The following is a 20672-nucleotide window of genomic DNA, read 5'->3' on the forward strand; positions in this document are numbered from 1 at the left end:
GACACTACTATGTCTAAGCAGATTTCTACCAAGACCACCATCCGCAACCTGACCGCCGAGATCAAGAAGACCTTCGTTAAGAAGGACGCCTTTACCCCTGTGCAGACCGCAGCCAACGCTGCTATCAAGTCTCTTGGCGTTGACGGCAACACCGTGAACTTCTACACCTCTACCGACAAGAGCGGCACTGCTGCTTTCTCCGTTGACTTCCCCTCTGAGCTGTTCCTCGACCAGACCAAGACCACCTTCGTGGCCAAGTTCAAGTTCGATGCTGCGACCTACCCCGGCGCTACCGACCCCAAGCTGGACGGCAAGCCCGTCATGGTGCTGGCCGTCAAGGGCGAGAATCCTGACTCCTGCACCTACTCTTTCCTGAGCATGGCTGCGCTGGTGGATACCTACAAGGCTAAGGCCGTCGGCAAGGATGCTTCCACCACCGTTACCATCGCTGGCTATGAGGTGGATGTCAAGGTCAATGTTTCCGCTGCTGCGGGCAACGCTCTGACCCTGAAGGACGACGGTCTGTATGTTCCCACCCCTGAGGAAGTGGACATTTCCGGCAAGGCCGATAAGGTCACTGGTGCTACCACCGGCAACCTCGCTGCGCTGGACGGCGAGGGCAACCTGACCGACAGCGGCAAGAAGCCTGCCGACTTTGTGGCCGCCGAGGCTGGCAAGCGCCTGATGACCGATGCCGAGGGCGAAAAGCTGGCCGGTGTCTCTGAGGGTGCCACCAAGACCGCAGCCAGCTCCACCAACGGCAATGTGAACATCGACGGCAAGGAAGTCGTCGTGTACACCGAGCCGGAGAATGTTCTGCACGACGAGGATGTGGAGGACTTCTCCGCAGAGGAGATCGCCGCTCTGCTGGCTGACTAAGACATGAGGAGGTAAGCTCTATGGCAAAAGCGAAGATCAAAACGCTTTTGGGCACAGGGCTTGCCGCGCTTTGCAGCCACATCAAGCAGTGCAACACCGCACTCGGAGACCTTTCCGAAGCAACGGCAAACGGATTCGAGGAAACCGATGACATCCTGCACGAAAAGCAGGATGTCACGGCTGCGGTGTCTTTTACGATTCCGGTCGATGGCTGGGGCGAGGATGATTCCTCCCCCGGCTATTTTTATTGTGACATCCCCATTGCGGGCCTGTTGGCTACCGACATTGTGGATGTTACGGTACTGCCGGAATTTTACGATGTGGCGGGTGCGGTGGGCTTTATTGCGACCGAAAGCCTCGAAGGAAAGCTGCGGCTGAGGGCCGCCAAAGCTCCGACCGAGAAAATTTCTGCACAGTATCACATTACAAGCACCGTGAAATACACGGATGCACAGGAAGGGGGAACCTAAATGGCATACGGTTCTTTTAACGCAGGCCCCGGCAAGGCGCCGGATGAAGATGTTGTCCGCACTGACCAGATCGGCATTCCGGGCGGCATTGCCACGCTGGATGCAGACGGCCACCTGACCGAGAGCCAGCGGTGGGAAGTGGACGGCTACAAAAAGGCCGAGACCGACCAGCGCATCAGCGCAGCCGTGGACGCTCACAACGGTGCGGAGAACGCCCACAGCGACATCCGTGCCAGTGTGGCAGCTATGAACGCCAGCATCAAGGCCATTGAGCTGAAGTTCGGCACGAACGTCACGAAAAACCCGTTTTCTGCCACGTTCGGCAGTCTGGACGGCCTGACCGTGACCGGCGCGTGGAATGCCGAGCAGGCAAGGGTGGAGTTCTGACGATGGCTGAAACGTTCAAGGTCGGCGCGAATGCGCGGGAGCTGCTGCGGTACACCCAGAGGGCAACCCGCATTGTCACCGACGACATCAGCCGGAGCGATGCCCGGAAGATCATCCAGAAAGTCGCGGCGCTCGAAGATGTGCGCGACATCCAGAAGGTGTGCGGCACTGCCGTCCATGCACTCGACACACGGGACAGGGAGGGCTTTTCCAAAAGCACTTTCCGTCTGTACGGTGAGGGCATCCGGCTGACTGCCCGGCAAATCCTGCTGGATGCACACGCGGCGAACAACGTCAATTTCCAGACCGACTACGACAAGCGCGTTGAGAAGATCGGCGCAGTTGTGGACGGCTGCTCTCTGCTGCTGGAATACCTGACCATCTGCACGGAGGAAGGTATCATCAGTGCGAAGAAAGCCGGTATCTGGACAAAGAAGGTCACGGACGTAAAATACCCGGCGATGAAGTGGCTCACGTCGGAACGCGGACGTGCCGAAAAACTCCGGGCAGAAGCGGAACGGAAACGGCTGACCGAACAGGCTGCCGCCCTGAAAGCCGTCCTTTACCCGGAACCGTAAACGCACAGCGGGCAACCGCTTTGCATAAAGGGTGCGGTTTGTTTGTCTGACGCTGCCATTTGGTGGCTGCGCTCTCCGAACACCAACAATAACAACAACGTCTGGAACGTCAACACCGATGGCTCCAACAACAACAACTGGTACAACAACTCCTATGGTGTTCGCCCCGCTCTGATGGAACCGTGTGACGAGTAGGCATAAGCTGAAAGCAGTGCGCCCATCAAAGGAAACTGCATCCTGTCGCTTGCCGATGCAGGCAAGTGATAAATACATCCCGCTGAGGTGGGCCATCCCTGCCGGATGCAGCCCACTACCGTAACGCGAACCAGCGGAGGGTCATTTTGACATACGAAGAACTGTGCAGCTTTGAGGTACTTTACAAAGCCTACCTTGAAGCCCGGAAGGGAAAGCGCAGTAAAAGCAAAACAATCGAGTACGAGGCGCAGGCGCTGGCCTGCACGGAAAAGCTCTCCCGTAAGCTGGCTGTCTGCAATGTACGGCAGCCAGACGGGAGCATTCGGCAGCAGATACGCTATGTGCCAAGTAAGTTTGAGGTCTTTGCCGTCTACGAGCCGAAGCGCCGCATGGTACACGCCCCCGCATTTGTGGACAAGGTGGTGCTGCACGCTCTGGTCGATAACATCCTGTATGATGCCCTGACAAAGAGCTTTATCCGGGACAGCCACGCCAGCCAGACCGGAAAAGGCACAGACGACGGCCTGATGCGCCTGAAAACACACATGGTGGACTATTACCGCCGTGAGGGCCACGGCGCGGACGGCTGGGTGCTGAAAGGCGATGTGCGGCATTTCTTTGCCAGCATCGACCACCGGAAGTTAAAACGCAAGCTCAAGGCCGTGCTGGACAAGCGCGGCGTTGACCCGCGTGTCTATGAGCTGCTTTGCATCTACATCGACGTGATGGAGGACGGCTTGCCGCTGGGCTACCAGACGAGCCAGCTCTTTGCGTTGATGTTTTTGGATGAGTTCGACCACATCATCAAAGAAAAGTACCGCATCAAATACTATGGCCGATACATGGATGATTTCTATATCATCTGTTCGGACAAGAAGAAATTGCAGTGCATTCTCCGGGATGTTCGGGCGCTCATGGACAGTTACGGCCTTGAGCTGAACCAGAAAACCGCCATCTTCCCGCTGCGGAACGGTATTGATTTTCTGGGATTCCATAGCTACCTGACCGACACCGGCGCGGTCATCCAAAAGCTGCGCCGGGATAGCTCCAAGCGGATGAAGAACAAGATCAGATATTGGGAGACGGCATACCCCGCAGGCGAAGTGACCAAGCAGGAAATCCTGCGGAGCTTTGATGCGTGGGATGCCCATGCCGCCCATGGTGATACTTACTCTTTACGCCGCAAGTACGCTGACCGGCTCGAAAAATTGCTTGACTGTAAAATCCCTATCCATCGAAAAATCAACTCGAACAAACTCGCGCGTGACAGACGGCGGGCGAGGCAATGTCGCTGCATCTACAAGAAGCAGCACAAAGCCCTGTCCCTCTCTGTATCGCAGAACACGCGGCCCGCGGAGATCATGCCGTGGGCCTGAACGAAAACAAGGAGGTAACAATGGCAAACGTAAAACTGGGCACGAAAGCCGTTGGCAGCATTGTCAAAATCAAAGTCAACGGCGCGTCCAAAGATTTTATTGTTGTGCAGCAGGGCAACCCGAACACCAGCACCTATGATTCGAGTTGCAATGGAACGTGGCTGCTGATGAAGGACATCTACACCACGTCCACGTTCGGCAACAATAACTCCTACAAGGATTCCAGCATCCACACATACCTGAACGGAACGTTCCACAACCTCATCGACAGCAACATCCGGGCAGCTATTAAGCAGGTGAAAATCCCGTACCAGAACGGCACTGGTTCCGGCGGCAGCCTTGCCACCGGCTCCAATGGCCTGAGCACGAAAGTATTCCTGCTGTCTGGTTATGAGGTTGGCTGGACGACCAGCGACAACGGCTATTTCCCCAAGGATGGTGTTCGGCTGGCGTACTTTGGCAACAGCTCTGGCGGCAACAGCAAGCGTGTCGCCTACAACGGCAGCAGCGCTGCCATTTGGTGGCTGCGCTCTCCGGACACCCGCGGTGACAGCTACGTCTGGGGCGTCAACACCGATGGCTCCGGCGGCAACTGCTGGTACGGCGACTCCTATGGTGGTCGCCCCGCTTTCATTCTTCCCTCTACACTCGTGGTCTCTGACGACGGCACGGTCAGTGTCAACACTGCACCTACCGTCAGCACGGACGGCGCAGCTCTTGGCGAGAAGAACACGGCCTTTGCGTGGAAATACACCGTCAGGGATGCCGACGGTGACACCTTGACCGTCACCGAAAAGCTGGACGGCAAGACCGCCAAGACCCGCACCGGCGTTGCCAGCGGCACGGCCCTGACCTTTGAGCAGACGGCCAGCGCTGCCGGATTCCAGAAAATCCTGAACGGCAACCACACCATCACCGTTGAGGTGAGCGACGGCAAGGAAACCGTCAGCACGTCCGCGACCTTTACCAAGGCCGTCCACGCCGCAAGCGTGACGCTGGCTGAACCGTTGGCCGTTGAGGGCGACATTACCGTTGCCGTGCTTCAGGTGACCGGCTCCATCCCCGATGATGCGAAGTTCAAAGCCGAAGTGACCAACAACGCACTCGACAGCTCCCCGGTCTGGCAGGATGCCACGACCGAGGTAAAAAAAGGCGTGAACATCGTCTTTGAGGATAAGACCGCCACCAACGGCGCGGCGTTTAACTTCCGCGTCAGCGTGGAGCGCGGCGAATCCGGCACCGGCGGCTACATCGAAGCCGTCTCCGGCGCTTTCCAGTAAGGAGGACAGTCACCATGATTCAGTGGAAAAAGGACGATCTGCCCACCCGGCAGGAGAAGGTCGCCGCAGCCAAGAAGCAGCAGGAGCACGAACAGTTGCCCGACCGTGTGGCTGAAATGGAAGATGCCCTGTGCGAACAGGACGCGGCCAACGAGAAGCGCTTGACCGACATCGAAACCGCGCTGTGTGAGCTGGACGCAGCGCTGAACAAGGAATAAGGAGGTATCACCATGAACATTATCTGGGCAAACCGCCTGATTGCAGGCACTAAGACTTGGGCAGAGATGCCCGCATCCCGCCGCGCCGGTGTCAAGAAAGTTCTGGCCGAGCGCATAAACAAGGGCGAGATCACCGCCGAGGATTACAAGCGCATCACCGGTGACGACTATGACGTGGCCTGAGCTGTGTGAGAAGCTATTGACCCGGCTTGAAGCGCAGGGCGAGAACATGAGCACCGAGCGTGCAGAGTTCGGGGTGCTCATGGTGGACTGTGCCATGCGCGGGTGCGGGGCCGATCCGGGCATGAAGGGAGATGGTAGCAATGGCGATTAAAGCCTATTCGTATGCGAAGGACGGGAACAGAAAGCTCTCCGCAAATTTTGCGGTGAAGGAGTTCCGCTGCAAGGATGGGAGTGACCCGATCTTTATTGACGATGAGCTTGTGACCCTGCTGCAGAAAATCCGGGATCATTTCGGGAAGTCTGTGACGATCACGAGTGCATACCGTACCGCCGCCCACAACAAGGCGGTGAAGGGGGCGACCTACAGCCAGCATTGTTACGGCAAGGCTGCGGACATCCGGGTGCAGGGCGTGGGTGTTGAAGCTGTGGCTGCCTATGCCGAGACCCTACTGCCGAATCGTGGCGGCATCGGGCGCTATCCTGTAAAGGCGGGCCGCCCTGCTGGTTGGGTACATATCGACACCCGCGCGGCAAAGAGCCGGTGGGTAAGCTGAAAGTAGGAGGAAAACAGTATGGAGAACATTCTGAAAGTTTTTCTGATGGCATTCCCTGAATGGCTGGCCTGCATCTTCATGGTGGTCGGCCTTGTGGTCACGGCGCTGGCGGCGGTACGTCTGGGTTACGGCCTTGTGGTCGCAAAGACCGTGTACAAGTGGATCGTCAACGCGGAAGAAAAGTTCGGCGCGGGTGCAGGCGCAGAGAAGAAAGCGCACGTTATCGCGGTGCTGCGCGGCTACACCCCGGACTGGCTGGACTGGGCAATCAATGAGCGGACGCTGGATTGGATCGTACAGCTTGTGTTCGACTTTACCAAGAAGAAGCTCGAAGATTACATGGCAAAGAAATCAGTGGAAACCACCACTGTGGCCCGTTTCGGTAAGGCGGGGGAGGACAAGCGTAATGACTGACGAGGAACTGGAACATCGCCTGACAGCGGTCGAAAACCGTGCACAGAGCAACACCCACCGGCTGGACGAGCTGGGGAAGCTGACCGATGCAGTAAACGGCATGAACACCAATATCAAGTTGACCATCCAGCAACTCGAAACCACAAACCGGAGCCTTGAAGTTGTGACGGCACAGAACAAGAAGCAGGACGACCGCTTGACCGCGCTGGAAAAAGCCCCCGGAGTATTTGGAAACAAACTCTGGTGGGCGGTCATTGCGGCATTGATCGCAGGCTTTGTTGCATCTGAATTGGCAAGGTATCTCCACTAAGTAAAGCAATGCCCCGCTGGCATCCTGACGGATTGCTGGCGGGGCATTTTTTGTTTGCGCAAAGATTACAAAATAATTACAGATTATGCGGTGCGCCACAAACGGGCCGAAAATTGGTGCTCAACCAGTGAAAAGTAGCCGGAAGCCGCATAAAGGGAATAGTTCGCTTGTTGATGTGCAAGGTGGACCAAACAAAAATAATCCGAACTTGTTTCCGATAGGAGATGGGTTCGGATTATTTGTTTTCTAATGAATGCTGGCCATTACCGCTTTTTTGAGCTGGTGATGTCCGGCATTTGTTATTTAGTGTTGACTGATCAATTTTAATGGAATCTTTATATTTCTACAATTTTCTTTACAGCTCCTTTATCTATTCCATGCTAAACTTTATATACACGGACAGGTAAAGGAGCTTTTATGATTCAATATCCTCGTTACAGGCAGCACCGTTTTTCTTCTTTTCAGGTCATTATTGCAGGTTTTGCGGCAGTTGATCTGGTGGGGGCATTACTTCTGATGCTTCCGATTGCTGCACAGCAGCGGTGCGTTACACCGTTCCATGAGGCACTGTTTACCTCCACTTCTGCCCTTTGTGTGACCGGACTGGTGGTTCAAGATACCGGCAGCTACTGGTCGGCATTCGGGCAGAGCGTGATCCTTCTTCTGATCCAGATCGGAGGATTGGGCGTCATTACAGTGGGCGCTGCCTTTGCGCTGCTTTCCGGGCGAAAGATCTCCCTCAAGCAGCGCAGCACGATGCAGGAAGCTACGGCTGCCCCGCAGATGGGCGGCATCGTGCGGCTGACAGGCTTTATTCTGCGGATCACCGCCCTGTTTGAATTGGTCGGTGCTGCACTGCTGCTGCCGACGTTCTGCGCCGATTATGGTTTGCGCGGGATTTGGTACGCGCTGTTTCATTCCATTTCGGCGTTCTGCAATGCCGGTTTTGACCTGCTGGGAACAGAGGGTGCAAAATTTGTTTCGCTGACACGGTATGCAGGTGACCCATTGCTTACCACAGTGATCGCAGCCCTGATCGTCTTTGGCGGCTTTGGCTTTCTGACATGGGAGGATATTTGTACATACCGCCTTGAGCTTCACCGTTACCGGATGCAGAGCAAGGTGATCCTTGTCACAACGGCGTTTCTTCTGGTACTGCCGACGCTGTACTTTTATTGTTTCGAGTTCACGGCAGGCTCTGCCCGGCAGCGCATTTTATTGTCGATGTTCCAATCCGTTACCCCCCGTACTGCCGGCTTTAACACCGCCGATCTTGCTGCGATGGGCAGCACTTCACAGGCATTGATGGTGGTTCTGATGCTGTTGGGCGGTTCGCCCGGCTCTACGGCAGGCGGCATGAAAACCACAACATTTGCTGTTCTGCTGGCCAATATGTGGGCGACCTTCCGCCGCAGAGAAGATGCCGAATTTTTCGGGCGGCGCATAGATGGTTCCGCGGTCAAGAATGCTGCTACGATCGCAGGGATGTATTTGACGCTGTTCTTCCTCGGAGCCTTTGTCATTGCTGCGGCCGAGCAGCTGCCGATGTCGGTCTGTCTGTATGAAACTGCTTCGGCTGTGGCAACGGTAGGTCTGACATTGGGCATCACGCCGCAGTTGGGGGCTCTTTCGCAGGGGGTGCTGATTGCACTGATGTTTTTGGGACGTGTTGGCGGATTGACGTTGATCTATGCGGCATTTGGCAGCAACCCTGCCCACTCTCGTCTGCCGCAGGAGAAAATCGCAATCGGATAAAGGAGACAAGTATGAAATCGATTCTTTTGATTGGGCTTGGCCGTTTTGGCCGCCATATTGCGCAGGAACTGAATGAACTGGGTCATCAGGTCATGGCCATCGACAGCAACGAAGACCGTGTGAACGCCGTGCTTTCCTATGTGACGAACGCACAGATCGGTGACAGCACCAGCGAATACTTTCTGCGCTCCCTTGGTGTTGGCAATTTTGATGTGTGCATCGTAACCATCGGCGGCAATTTTCAGAGTTCGTTGGAAACAACATCGCTGCTCAAGGAGCTGGGCGCAAAGCTTGTGGTCTCGCGTGCAGAGCGGGATGTACAAGCCAAGTTTTTGCTGCGCAACGGTGCAGATGAAGTGGTCTACCCGGAAAAGCAGCTGGCAAAGTGGGCAGCGATCCGATACAGCTCCGAACACATTCTTGATTATATCGAGCTGCAGGACGACCACGCCATCATGGAAGTGACCATTCCGCCGGAATGGATGGATCGCACGATCGGTGAGATCAATATCCGAAAAAAGTATAACATCAATATTCTTGCGCTGAAAAAAGACGGAAAGCTCGATATGAACATCACGCCGGATACGCAGCTGTGCCGGGATGAAAGTATGCTGGTTTTGGGAAAATACGCATCGATTCAGAAGTGTTTCCGGCTCTGAAAAGATAGGACGGATCGTATGGATGTCGTTTTGCTGTTGATGGTTCTTGGAGTCATGTTGAGTGGTTTCCGGGCAGCAGATGCGCTGGATCACATGCGGAAGGAGATCATTCGACAAGAAGGAAAAAGACGTGGCTGGTGGTCGTGACCATCAAATTGTGCTATACTGTGGGCAAGGCAGGTGATCTTTATGAATCGGAACGACCCACCCACTGAACATATTCTGGCGTGTCTGTCGTCCTCTCCTTCCAATGCAAAGATCGTGCGGACGGCGGCAACGATGGCAAAGGCGTTTGGAGGGACCTTTACAGCTCTGTATGTCCGGACTCCGGATTCGGATCAGATGGGAAAAGAAGACCGTCGGCGCTTGCAGCAGCACATTCGTATGGCAGAGCAGGCAGGTGCCGACATTTCTACGATCTACGGAGATGACATTCCGCAGCAAATCGCAGAGTTTGCCCGCATCTCCGGCATTACAAAAATCGTGCTGGGGCGCTCCAGCGTACATCGCCGTCATTTCTGGAGTGGACCGTCACTGACTGAAAAATTGACGATGACTGCGCCTAATCTGGATATTTACATCATCCCGGATGCTTCTGCAGAGACTGGCTATGACTCCGGAAGAAAGCTGTTCACCCGTCCGCTTCTACCCTCTGTCTGTGATCTGCTGATCACCGCAGGCATCCTGAGCTGCATTACGCTCATCGGCTTCTTTTTCTTGCAACTGGACTTTGCACGCTATAACATTATTATGCTCTATATGCTGGGGGTGCTGTTCACCGCATTGTGTACCAGCGGTTACACCTGCGGTGTGCTGGGCTCCATTGCCAGTGTTGCGCTATACAATTTTTTCTTGACGGAACCGCGCCTGACATTCCATGCGTATGACCCCGGTTATCAGGTCACATTTGCCCTGATGCTGACCTCTGCAATCATTACCTGCACCCTGACAACACGGTTGAAAGACCATGCAAAAATGTCTGCGCAGGCAGCATTCCGGACAAAAATACTGTTTGACACAAACCAGCTTTTACAGAGAGCAAAAAGCGAGGAAGAAATCCTCTCTCAGACAGCGTCCCAGTTGATGAAGCTGCTGAACCGGAGCCTGATCGTCTACCCGGAACAAAACGGAAATCTTGGTTCAGAACAGTTTTTTGGGGTTGACGGGGAAACGGCGCAAAACATCTTTTCTGCACCGGAAGAACGTGATGCAGCAAATTGGACGTTTGCCAACAAAAAGCGTTCCGGTGCAGGCACGGATAGCTACCCGGACGCAAAGGGACTTTATCTTGCACTTCGGACCGGAGGCGGCGTGTTTGGAGTGATCGGGATCGATCTGTCCGAAAAACCGCTGGATGCCTTTGAAAACAGTGTGCTGCTCTCCATTCTGGGCGAAGGTGCGCTGGCCATCGAAAACCGCAGAAACGCACTGGAAAAAGAGCAGGCAACCGTGCAGGCAAAAAATGAAGAGCTGCGGGCAAACCTGCTGCGCACGATCTCCCATGATCTGCGCACCCCGCTGACCTCCATTTCCGGCAACGCCAGCAATCTGCTTTCCAACGGAGAAACGCTGGATACAGAGACCCGGAACAAGATCTGCACCGATATTTTTGATGATGCACAATGGCTGATCGGTCTGGTGGAAAATCTGCTTTCCATCACTCGCATTGAAGATGGGCGGATGAATCTGCAGATCTCGCCGCAGCTGATGGACGAAATGATCGAAGAAGCACTGCATCATGTCAACCGGAAAAGCTGCGAACACACCATCACAACACAGTATGGGGACGAGATCCTCCTGGTCAATGTGGATGCACGGCTGATCATGCAGGTCGTTGTCAATCTGGTGGATAACGCCATCAAATACACCCCCGTGGGTTCGGTCATTCGAATCTCGGCTTACCGGAAAGACCATCAGGTCGTAGTGGAAGTAGCGGATAACGGTCCCGGCATTCCGGATCGCGCAAAAGCACAGGTGTTCGAGATGTTTTATACCGGGCAGAGCCGCATCGCAGACAGCCACCGCAGCCTTGGACTGGGTTTGCCCCTCTGCCGAGCGATCCTGACGGCTCACGGCGGAACATTGACCCTGCGTGACAACATTCCCAATGGCAGTGTCTTTTCCTTTGCATTGCCGCAAAGTGAGGTGAATATTCATGAATAAGCCGACCATTCTGGTCGTAGAGGATGATGTTCCTGTACGGTGTCTGATCACAACGACCCTGAAGACCCACGGCTATAAATATCTGACTGCTTCCAATGGGGAAACGGCGATCATGATGACTACCAGCCACAACCCGGACATCATGCTGCTGGATCTTGGGTTGCCCGATATAGACGGCATCGAGGTCATCCGCAGCGTCCGCACATGGTCGAACCTGCCCATCATCGTCCTGAGTGCCCGGAGCGAGGATTCTGATAAGATCGAGGCACTGGACAACGGCGCAGACGATTATCTGACAAAGCCGTTTTCCGTGGATGAGTTGCTGGCAAGACTGCGTGTAACGCAGCGCCGATTGAATCTGCTGGCTTCTGACGGCATAAATAGTCCGGTTTTTGTCAATGGTCCTTTGAAGATCGACTTCTCGGCAGGCTGCGTCTGGTTGAGCGAGAATGAATTGCATTTGACCCCCATCGAGTATAAACTGCTGTGTGTGCTGGCGCATAATGTGGGCAAAGTGCTGACGCATACCTCCCTCACGCAGAAAGTATGGGGCAGTACGCAGGAAAATGACATTGCATCCTTGCGCGTTTATATGGCGTCTCTGCGCAAAAAATTGGAACGATACCCGGATGCGCCGCATCTGATCCAGACTCATGTTGGTGTCGGATACCGGATGCTGCGCGCAGAAAATGATGAAGCATAGTAAAAAAGGGTGCGCCCCTGAATAGGACGCACCCTGCCATCGCAATTCACGATTTGATTCGTTGGCAACAACCGTGAATTGCATATCGCAAACAAGTTGTTGAGAATTGCACTGCTTGTAAAACTTGCGATTAAGACCACAGACAATAGCGATATGTACAACAGGGCGTTCCCCGTAGCAGAGTTCCCATAAAACAGCATTTGCAAAAGTTCCCACAATGGGGAAGATTTGGCGTGACTTCAGTCACGCCTTTTCTTTTGCTTCCAGTTCATCCAGAGGGATGTACCCCAGCCCATCGTACTTGATATGGATGTGCTGCACCCGTTTTCCGCTGGACTTATCCGGGGCATCCACATAGATGGCCGATACCAGTTCACGGAGAGCATATGGGGTGAGCTCTTCAATATGAACGTACTTGTGTGCTTTCTGGACGAATTTTTCAATATTTTCGATTTGCTGTTCCTGTACTTCGATTTCCTGTTGGATAGAGAGAGCTTCCTCTTCCAGATGCTTCTGTTCGGCATCGTAGCTTTGGCTCATCATGTCAAAGCGTTCATCGCTCAGCTTTCCGCTGGCGTTATCCTCGTAGATTTTCATGAACAGCCGTTTGAGGTCTGCAATCCGCTTCTCATTCCGGGCAAGCTGCTTCTTTAGGACGGTCAGCTTTTCGGTGCTTTCCACCCGAAGCTGCTCCTCCATGACCTTGCGGAAGTAGTCTTCATGACGGAGAATGTAGTCCGTCACCCGCTGAACATGACTCAGTACACGTCCTTCCAGAACCTTTACCCGGATGAAGTGTCCCTTGCACTTGCTCCCGTTCTTCTTGTGCAGAGAGCAATCAAAGAAGTCTTGACTGAAGTCCCTGTTGTTGGACGAACCATATTGCATCTTAGAACCGCAGTCAGCGCAGTAGACCATACCGGAGAAAATGCTGCTCTTGCCTGTCCGGGTCATGCGGTGACGCTGGTTACGAATCTCCTGAACCTTTTCAAACACATCATCGTCAATAATGCGCTCATGTGTATCTAGGAAGATAGCCTGATTTTCCACAGGATTCAGATGTCTCTTTTTATCCCAGATAGAGTTAGTATAGGTCTTGAAGTTGACTGTGCAGCCAGTGTACTCCCGGCGTTCCAGAATCAAACTTACTGCTCTTTTATCCCAGCGGTAAGGGTCTTCCGGGGCAGGTGCGTTTGTACTCCGGCCATGGCTCAACTTGTAGGCGGTAGGAGTCAGAACTTTATCTGCCCACAGTTGGTTCGCAATTTGGGTCGGCCCACGTCCCTCCATGCACATGGAGAAGATGCGCTTCACAATCGCAGCCGCTTCCGGGTCAACAAGCCAATGCTTCGGGTTCTCCGGGTCTTTCACATAGCCGTAGGGGACATTGACCGTCAGCGGTACTCCACGCTCTCCCTTGGCCTTCTGGACAGCCCGAATCTTGCGGCTGGTATCGCGGGCGTAAAACTCGTTGAACCAGTTCTTAATGCCCGCAAAATCGTTGTTTACGCTGTTCGGGTCAATGGTGTCGTAATTGTCGTTAATGGCAATGTAGCGAACGCCATACTGGGGAAAGGTGAAGTTTGTGTACAGACCCGTCAAGGCAGAGTTGCGCCCCAGTCGGGACAGGTCTTTTGTGATAACGATTCCTACACGCCCTGCTTCGATCTCGACCAGCATACTCTGAAAGCCGGGGCGGTCATAGTTCGTGCCAGAATAGCCATCATCAACAAAGAACACCGGGTTCGAGAAGTGGTTCTTTTTAGCGTAGTCCAAAAGGATATCCTTCTGGTTCTCGATAGAAAGGCTTTCGCCGAGTCGCTCGTCCTCCTGCGACAGTCGGCAGTAAAGTGCGGTGATTTTATTCGTTGCTCCAGACATTGTTGTGTCCTCCTTATTCTGTGGAGCAACTGTCAGTACAGGATTGGTTACCGGGTCAAGTATAGCAGAATTGGGCGCAGTTGTCATTCGTCTGCACCCTCATCTTCAAATTTTTGCTGGGCGTTCTTGGCAACAATGCGCTCCAGTTTCTTCAAAAGGGATTCCTTGCCCTCATAGCTGCCGGTCACGGTATAGGTGGTGTGACCGACTTTCTCCGTGGTGGTCAGTTCTGGAATCCAGAAGGCGGACAGGTTCTTGACATGGAGATTGCCGTTCTCATCTACATAGGAGCCGTGTTTCTTCTGCTCTTCGGTCAAGGGCTTCCGCTTGAAATAAATTTCGTTTTCAGAGATGCTCACGGTCTCGCTGGTCTGCTCTTTCGGGGTATCGTCATACAGCTGTGCGAAAAATGCCAGTGCATCTTCGGGTGAGTCTTCCTCCATGAGCTGCTCGAAAACTCGCTGTTCCTCCGCCGAGAGGTTGTTCCATGCAGCATCCAACTCCTGCTCACTGGCTGCATTGACAAAGGCTTCGATTTCTTTTTTCATGGTGCATCCTCCTTTGGCTGTGAAAAGCGGATTTTCAAAAAGTGTGGGTTTTCGTGAGAGCAAGAATCGTCCCGTGGCCACAAATTTTCAATACTTGAAAATTTCCTGTCCCCTTTAGGACAGCTTCTTGTTGGGGCGTGCCTGCCCCAAACCCTGCTAGAAACAAGTACGGCAAACTGGAATTTATCTGCTACCACTTTCTTCTCGTTTTCCAATTCCTTTTCTGTAATTTTCCATAAGCCTAACACAATGGTCTGCTATATTCTTCATTCCAAGTTTCTCGAAAAAAGCAACCTGCATTCCCATCATTTCTTCACAAACAACCATTTTCTGCTCATCTGCATTACTAATAGCGAGCCATGGGAATGCCTTATATCTTTTAGTGTCACCAATGAGAAAATTGTACCCTATCAACTTTTCTTCGCGAAAAACAAAATAGAATTGAGGTCCTGAACCCGGAACCGATTTTTCCATAATTCGCTGCATTGTTTTCACTCCGCCGTATGCTGGAATAAAACCTATTTGCGCAAGAGCGTTTAGAATATCAGTTCTTTTATCTGTAGGTATGTCTCTATAATTGATGATCTGCTCCATTTGCTTTGCCCTTGTTGGATTCCGATTTTTTGCTCTATTTGTTCTCCGCTAAATAGGAAATTAGCTTTCTGTTTAAAAGGCTGGAAGCTGTCACTTTATTTTTTGTTGAATCTTAGCCAAAATACTTTCTATTACAAGTGTTACCGTTATAAAGGCTCCTACAAAGGTGTAGTAGTTTAAACCATACATCAACGGCAAAAGAGAAACAACTACTGTAATAATTGAAAGGACAAACAATGCTTTGAGAACACTGTTCTTCTTCAATGAAAACAATGAAAGCAAGAAGATGGCAACGGTAAGTATGGCTGTAATAAGTGGGGCAAAATTTGCATAGCCAAACGGTGTAAGGCTAAAGTATGAGAATGTTTCTTTTACTCTTTCTGTTGGAGATGTTGCAAAAATGCAAACTGCTCCCAAAGGCAGCGATTCTAACACTATTGTTAAAGCCGGCAAAACCACTAAGCAAACTTTCTTCATGTTGTACATCTCCTTTACAAATTCCGATTTACTGGGCCAAACCAAGTATACCATATTCTCCAATGAAAGAATACCCCTATATAGGAGAATTTGGCCGATTTACTGCGTACATACGTACCAGAACCCTGTACGCACGTACGTAGCGATTTGCCCGAAACGCACTCTATACAGCCGTTCCCCCTCGGAGAGCCCACTACACTTTGCAGACCGCAGGGATGAAAGTGTCATAGTGGGTTATTACACTTCCGCAGAAGTGCCTTTTCCTCGCCGCAGACAGCCCGGTGCACCTTTGTGAGAGCTTTCTGTGCGGCGAATCCACATCGCCCACAGGCGATGTGAGCAGGGATTCCAAAGGGGCGCAGCACCCTTGGCACACGACTTTGGTACAAAGTCTAGTGTGTTACACCTTTCCAGAGATGTACACGTTCCTGAAATGCAAAAAGCCCCATACCCAACACCTTGACGGTGCGGACATGGGACTTGATGCTTCCTCGGCCTAGCCGGGTACTCCGTAACCAATCCTGACAGGCAGTTGCCGTGTCATTTTTCGAAAACTGTTTTACGGATACCCAGCAGTCGGGAACGCTCTGTTTTTCTTTGCTGGCGGTGTGATGAGCCTGCTCCGCCTGCCATGCAGCAAATTCTCTTTGCCCGCCTCGCTGTTCCAGCAGGCAAGGATGGCTGGGTAGAATGCCCGTGCCAGACGGTCGATGACTTCATCGGGATAAGGGGAAGTGTTTGTGGACTTTTTCTTTTTGTTCAAACGCACGCTCCTTTGACCGTCCCACCGTGGCAAAGCCGGGCGAGAAAATCAAAGTTCCAATTTCATATCAGGCGCAAGGGCGCGGATGCTTTCCGCCCTGCTCTTGCTGCTGGCGGATGGTTGATGGCTTACAAGTGCCTGTCGTTATGCGGTCTTTTCGGCTTCTTCAAGGGTTTCAGCAACCTGATGCTTACGCTTCGGGATGGTGAGCAGCTGGGGTTAAATGTGAAGCTGTATTCCAGCCGCTGGATCATTGCGTGTACCGCAGCTTCCAACTCGGTGTACAGCATCATGTCCTCGACGCTCCCGGCGTCCTCAAAGGACGATTTGATGGGTGTGTAGGGATAGATATGGGCGGCTTGCCGTCAACCACCTCAGGCGGCGCGTAAGCCGCCGTAGAGCGGATGATGGGTGGAAGCCGCTGAATGCTCCCCATCGGGTTCAGGGCGAGACTGGCACGGACAGCATCATCCACCCGGCTCATTTCTTCCGGGGTGAGGTGTCCGAGATATTTCAGCACCCTGCTCTTGTCTACGGTAAAAATCTGCTCTGCCTGAACGATTGATGGTAAATGTGCAAGGCAGTCAAGCAGATGCTCCCGATTTTCCAGTTCCGCCATCAAATCATCCGGGGTTTTCTCGGAAACTAGGTTTGTTCCCTCGTAATCCTCGGAATCCAAAGAAAAAGCCGTATGATAGCGTGAACGCTCGTTGCTGGCGTATTCCATGCGGCGGGAATCGTAGATAACCTCCGCAATCTCGGCAGAAACAGTAATATTGACACTTTCACCAGTGACCAACTCGTAGTGAAGAATGCGAGAGCCTATGTGTAACCTCAAAATTTTCGATAAAATGTGAAATGCCGAAAATTTGGAGACACTACGGATATTTCGCCGCTTGGGGCAGCCATGAAAAGAGGGCAAACATAAAACCTGCTCCTTTTCGGGAGAAGGCCATCTAAAGCTATAAAAATAGCCGGACAACAGCCGACCGAAAGATTGGAGATCTTTCAGTCACGCTGCTGCCCGGCCATTTGGTGCTACGTTTCATACATTGCCATGTGGCAATGGCCCGTTGCTCGGTGCGAACAGTCCATATTCAGGGTGCAATGCACCCGATTTATTATTTTTGTATACTTCAATACGTTAAAGAAAGTTTGGAGAACACCTCATTTGCGGCCAATCATCAGATGCCACGGAACGTAAAGGTGAACTCCACAGGCTTGGTCACATCAGGAATATACTCCGGGTGGACATTGGCACCCCAGCTGTCATCGCCGCCAACGCCCATCTGCTCGCCCATAGCACGGATGACCGTGTAATGGACCGGGGGCAGCTCGTAGGGATGCTTGGCACTCTCCATTTCATGGGGAGTGTAGGGCAGCGCAGAGAAGAACATGGGCTTTGCGGCATCCGCGGTAAACAGCAGCCCGCGACCCTTGCGGTCCACTACCTTTGCCCAGCGCACAGCGGTCTTTGCACCGCACTCCTGCGGCACAAGGTACTGTGCCATGTTGTCTGCGACCTTGTTCTGGTAAATGCCCAGCTTTGCACCATGCTGACGATCCCAGTAGGTCTCCGCAGGGCCGTTTCCGTACCACTCCACCGTGTCGTAGTCAGCGTCGATCTTGAACAGTACGCCGAACTCCGGCATTGCTGCAAGTCCTTCCACCGGGTCATAGTGCAGGGTGGTCTGGATGCGGCCATCACCGAACACACGGTACTGCAGGCTGCACTCTGCTGCGGGGCTAGTCTGGAGGTTATAGAGATAGGTCACGACCACGCTGTCGGCTTCCACCTCGCAGGTGGGGTTCTGGAGGATGGTGCCGCCATGAACAGACGGAATCTCCTTGCCGATGCCCTTGGCGGTAGCGTACAGGCTTGCCAGCTTCCACTGACCGCGAACACCGCCCATGTTGTTGCCGCAGTCGTTGTCGGTGGGAGCGCGCCAGAAGTTGGGACGGGGGATCTCCTGAATCATCTCCTTGCCGGCATAGCGGTAGGAAGTCAAGCCGCCATTCAGATCGGAGAACAAAACATCGAAATTCTCACCCCGGACACCGATGTTGTGTGTACCGTGCGTAACGGTAAACGGCGTGACCTTCTTGCTGGGAATGGAACGGACCACAGCGATCACACCCTGTCCAAAGGCGACTTCATGGCCCTTCTTTGCCCAGCTGGTGTCCGCCTTCAAACGGAAGCTGATGGTCACCGCATATTCACCGGGGAGCGCAGGGACCATAAACGGCAGCGGGAAGCTGGAACGCTCTTCGGGAGCAACATCAATATTGGTCAGTTCCTGCTGCTGATACAACTTTCCATCACGATGCAGCAGTGCAACGCAGTCGAAAGCATCCGTAGAGGTGAACAGGTTCTTATTCCAGACTTCGAAGCCAGAGTTGTCGATGGAAACGGCGATGTTCTGATAGCAGAACTTGACCTCCTGCATCTTGGGAGAAGGAGCACGGTCACCACCGTAGGCAATGCCGTTTCCGCTGAAATTATAGTCGGTAGGACGCTCACCGAAGTCGCCGCCGTAGGCTTGGAACCACTTGCCGTAGCGGTCTTTTTTCCAGATGGACTGGTCGATGTAATCCCAGATGAAGCCGCCCTGATAGCCGCAGTCCTTCTGGTCGGCAAGTTCCGTGTACTTGTGCAAAGCACCGTTGGAGTTGCCCATAGCATGAGAGTATTCGCACTCGATATAAGGCCGCTTGTCGCCCTGTGCCAGATACTCTTTAATGTCCTTCACCGTGCTGTACATATGGCTCTCGATATCGGTGGTTTCGAGGAAGCGGGGATCATTGACCACACCTTCGTAATGCACCAGACGGGTGTCATCAAAGCGGCGGACCATCTCTGCCATCTGGAGCAGGGTCTCACCGCCAAACGATTCGTTGCCCAGAGACCAGATCAGAACAGCAGGATGATTTTTGTCACGCTGGTAAGTGGAATTCATGCGGTCAAACAAGACAGCTTTCCACTCCGGCTTATCATTGGGCAGAACACCCTCGATGCCGCGAATGCCCGCCTGATGGATGTCCCATGTGCCATGGGATTCCAGATTGTTCTCTGCGATCAGATACAGACCATACTCGTCGCACAGGTCGTACAGTGCATCCTGATTCTGGTAATGGCTGGTGCGGATGGCATTGATGTTGTTCTGCTTCATAGTGATGATGTCCCGAAGCAGTTCCTCATGGGTGTGTACGCCCACAGCACGACCCGTAATGGAGCTGAACTCATGACGGTTGGCACCCTTGAACACGATGCGCCTGCCGTTGAGCAGCATCCGATCGTTCTTCAGCTCGAACTTGCGGAAACCGACTTTCTGCCCGGTCACCTCTACCAGATGGCCTGCATCGTCCAGCAGCTCGATTTCCAGTTCATACAGAGCCGGGTCCTCTGCACTCCACAGGTGGGGGTTCTCCACCGCATGGCTGAACAGAGCAGAGCCGCCGTTCAGTGCGATTTTTTCGGAGAACACTTCCAGTTCACTGCGGCGCAGGGTCAGACGGGCTGCGCCCTTACCCTCCACCTGCAGTGCAACTTCCAGCGTGGAATGAGCGAAATCATCCCCGGCAAACAGCGTTCTGACGGATACATCTTCCAGATGCACGGTGGGGATGGCGTACAGCCACACGCTGCGGAAGATGCCGGAGAAGCGGAAGAAGTCCTGATCTTCGCACCAGCTGGAGGAAGTCCACTTGAACACCTGCACGGCAAGTTTGTTCACGCCCGGCTGGAGATAGGGAGTCAGATCGAATGCGTGTGCGGAGAAGCTGTCCTCGGTGTAACCCACATAAGACCCGTTCAGCCAAAGAGCCATGCCGCTTTCCACACCCTCGAACTCGATGTGGACGGGCTTGCCCTGCATGGATTCCGGCAGCTCGAAGTATTTCACATAGCTTGCCACCGGATTGAACCGCTGCGGGATCTCGCCCGGCTGTACTTCTTCACGGCCATCCCACGGATACTGAATATTCGCGTACTGGGGAATGTCGTAGCCCTCCATCTGGATGTGTGCCGGAACATGAATGTCATCCCAGCCGCTGCAATCGTAATCCGTCTTTTCAAAGCCGGGGATGGCACTGGTGTAGTTCTTTGCGTAGGCGAATTTCCAGATACCGTCCAGCTTCAGCGCCAAAGAAGAGGAGCCTGTCCGATATTCTTCGCGGGAAGCGTAAGTATGGAAACTTGCATGAGCATTCAGCACGTTTTCCTTGAAAAAGGTGGGGTCTTTTACTTTTGCAAAATCAAATGCAGCCATAGTATTTCCTCATTTAC

24 protein-coding genes are annotated in these 20672 nt (G+C 53.3%); 17 read left to right on the forward strand and 7 right to left on the reverse strand.

Annotated features, from left to right (window positions below):
• Positions 1-9: 9 nt before the first annotated feature.
• The 17 genes from F3G95_RS06170 to F3G95_RS06240 all read left to right on the forward strand — a co-directional run bounded on the left by F3G95_RS06170 (position 10) and on the right by F3G95_RS06240 (position 12124).
• A complete protein-coding gene (locus F3G95_RS06170; protein WP_149794246.1) occupies positions 10-879 on the forward strand; it encodes a hypothetical protein in 870 nt (289 codons plus the stop codon).
• Between the two features lie 20 nt (positions 880-899).
• Positions 900-1349 (forward strand): hypothetical protein, encoded by a 450-nt coding sequence (locus F3G95_RS06175; RefSeq protein ID WP_097777981.1) that lies wholly within the window; start codon positions 900-902, stop codon positions 1347-1349.
• On the forward strand, positions 1350-1736 hold the full coding sequence (locus F3G95_RS06180; RefSeq protein ID WP_015564793.1) for a hypothetical protein: 387 nt from the start codon (positions 1350-1352) through the stop codon (positions 1734-1736).
• Positions 1737-1738: 2 nt separating this feature from the next.
• Positions 1739-2314, forward strand: coding sequence for a hypothetical protein (locus tag F3G95_RS06185; protein ID WP_005940872.1), 576 nt, complete (start codon positions 1739-1741; stop codon positions 2312-2314).
• A 42-nt stretch (positions 2315-2356) separates the two neighbouring features.
• Positions 2357-2509 carry a DUF6273 domain-containing protein gene (locus F3G95_RS13770; RefSeq protein WP_005940875.1) on the forward strand — a complete coding sequence of 51 codons (153 nt, stop codon included), beginning with the start codon at positions 2357-2359 and terminating at the stop codon, positions 2507-2509.
• A gap of 146 nt (positions 2510-2655) precedes the next feature.
• Positions 2656-3885 (forward strand): reverse transcriptase/maturase family protein, encoded by a 1230-nt coding sequence (locus F3G95_RS06190; protein ID WP_005940879.1) that lies wholly within the window; start codon positions 2656-2658, stop codon positions 3883-3885.
• A 20-nt stretch (positions 3886-3905) separates the two neighbouring features.
• Complete coding sequence (locus tag F3G95_RS06195) at positions 3906-5165, forward strand: DUF6273 domain-containing protein (protein ID WP_149794247.1); 1260 nt, start codon at positions 3906-3908, stop codon at positions 5163-5165.
• Positions 5166-5179: 14 nt separating this feature from the next.
• Entirely contained in the window at positions 5180-5383 is a 204-nt protein-coding gene (locus tag F3G95_RS06200) for a hypothetical protein (RefSeq protein ID WP_149794248.1), read from the forward strand.
• A gap of 12 nt (positions 5384-5395) precedes the next feature.
• Positions 5396-5566, forward strand: a complete 171-nt coding sequence (locus F3G95_RS06205; RefSeq protein ID WP_149794249.1) for an XkdX family protein — start codon at positions 5396-5398, stop codon at positions 5564-5566.
• On the forward strand, positions 5553-5717 hold the full coding sequence (locus F3G95_RS13775) for a hypothetical protein (protein WP_165852605.1): 165 nt from the start codon (positions 5553-5555) through the stop codon (positions 5715-5717). Before F3G95_RS06205 ends, F3G95_RS13775 begins: the two co-directional genes overlap by 14 nt.
• Positions 5707-6120, forward strand: coding sequence for a D-Ala-D-Ala carboxypeptidase family metallohydrolase (locus tag F3G95_RS06210; RefSeq protein WP_112148821.1), 414 nt, complete (start codon positions 5707-5709; stop codon positions 6118-6120). The genes F3G95_RS13775 and F3G95_RS06210 overlap by 11 nt, the downstream gene beginning before the upstream one ends.
• Positions 6121-6138: 18 nt before the next feature.
• Entirely contained in the window at positions 6139-6534 is a 396-nt protein-coding gene (locus F3G95_RS06215) for a hypothetical protein (RefSeq protein WP_112148822.1), read from the forward strand.
• Positions 6527-6844 carry a hypothetical protein gene (locus F3G95_RS06220; RefSeq protein ID WP_149794250.1) on the forward strand — a complete coding sequence of 106 codons (318 nt, stop codon included), beginning with the start codon at positions 6527-6529 and terminating at the stop codon, positions 6842-6844. The genes F3G95_RS06215 and F3G95_RS06220 overlap by 8 nt, the downstream gene beginning before the upstream one ends.
• A 417-nt stretch (positions 6845-7261) precedes the next feature.
• Complete coding sequence (locus F3G95_RS06225; protein ID WP_149794251.1) at positions 7262-8599, forward strand: potassium transporter TrkG; 1338 nt, start codon at positions 7262-7264, stop codon at positions 8597-8599.
• An 11-nt stretch (positions 8600-8610) separates the two neighbouring features.
• Positions 8611-9258 carry a TrkA family potassium uptake protein gene (locus tag F3G95_RS06230; protein WP_015565003.1) on the forward strand — a complete coding sequence of 216 codons (648 nt, stop codon included), beginning with the start codon at positions 8611-8613 and terminating at the stop codon, positions 9256-9258.
• A gap of 189 nt (positions 9259-9447) precedes the next feature.
• Positions 9448-11421 carry a DUF4118 domain-containing protein gene (locus tag F3G95_RS06235; RefSeq protein ID WP_149794252.1) on the forward strand — a complete coding sequence of 658 codons (1974 nt, stop codon included), beginning with the start codon at positions 9448-9450 and terminating at the stop codon, positions 11419-11421.
• Positions 11414-12124: a response regulator transcription factor gene (locus F3G95_RS06240; RefSeq protein WP_015565001.1), complete on the forward strand. Its 711-nt coding sequence runs from the start codon at positions 11414-11416 to the stop codon at positions 12122-12124. The genes F3G95_RS06235 and F3G95_RS06240 overlap by 8 nt, the downstream gene beginning before the upstream one ends.
• 243 nt (positions 12125-12367) lie before the next feature.
• Here the strand turns inward: F3G95_RS06240 and F3G95_RS06245 are convergent, their stop codons facing one another.
• From F3G95_RS06245 to F3G95_RS06275, 7 genes are all read right to left on the reverse strand, one after another.
• Positions 12368-14005 (reverse strand): recombinase family protein, encoded by a 1638-nt coding sequence (locus F3G95_RS06245; RefSeq protein ID WP_015538117.1) that lies wholly within the window; start codon positions 14003-14005, stop codon positions 12368-12370.
• Between the two features lie 83 nt (positions 14006-14088).
• On the reverse strand, positions 14089-14553 hold the full coding sequence (locus F3G95_RS06250) for a hypothetical protein (RefSeq protein ID WP_149794254.1): 465 nt from the start codon (positions 14551-14553) through the stop codon (positions 14089-14091).
• A 183-nt stretch (positions 14554-14736) separates the two neighbouring features.
• Positions 14737-15147 (reverse strand): hypothetical protein, encoded by a 411-nt coding sequence (locus F3G95_RS06255; RefSeq protein WP_149794255.1) that lies wholly within the window; start codon positions 15145-15147, stop codon positions 14737-14739.
• A 90-nt stretch (positions 15148-15237) separates the two neighbouring features.
• Positions 15238-15624, reverse strand: coding sequence for a hypothetical protein (locus F3G95_RS06260; protein ID WP_242702813.1), 387 nt, complete (start codon positions 15622-15624; stop codon positions 15238-15240).
• 559 nt (positions 15625-16183) lie between these two features.
• On the reverse strand, positions 16184-16387 hold the full coding sequence (locus F3G95_RS06265; RefSeq protein WP_243130291.1) for a hypothetical protein: 204 nt from the start codon (positions 16385-16387) through the stop codon (positions 16184-16186).
• Positions 16388-16676: 289 nt separating this feature from the next.
• Positions 16677-17309, reverse strand: coding sequence for a type II toxin-antitoxin system PemK/MazF family toxin (locus tag F3G95_RS13950; protein WP_243130293.1), 633 nt, complete (start codon positions 17307-17309; stop codon positions 16677-16679).
• A gap of 262 nt (positions 17310-17571) precedes the next feature.
• Positions 17572-20655, reverse strand: a complete 3084-nt coding sequence (locus F3G95_RS06275; protein WP_149794257.1) for a glycoside hydrolase family 2 TIM barrel-domain containing protein — start codon at positions 20653-20655, stop codon at positions 17572-17574.
• Between the last annotated feature and the right edge of the window lie 17 nt (positions 20656-20672).

This window comes from Faecalibacterium sp. Marseille-P9312 (assembly GCF_902497445.1).
In the GTDB taxonomy this organism is placed as follows: domain Bacteria; phylum Bacillota; class Clostridia; order Oscillospirales; family Ruminococcaceae; genus Faecalibacterium; species Faecalibacterium longum.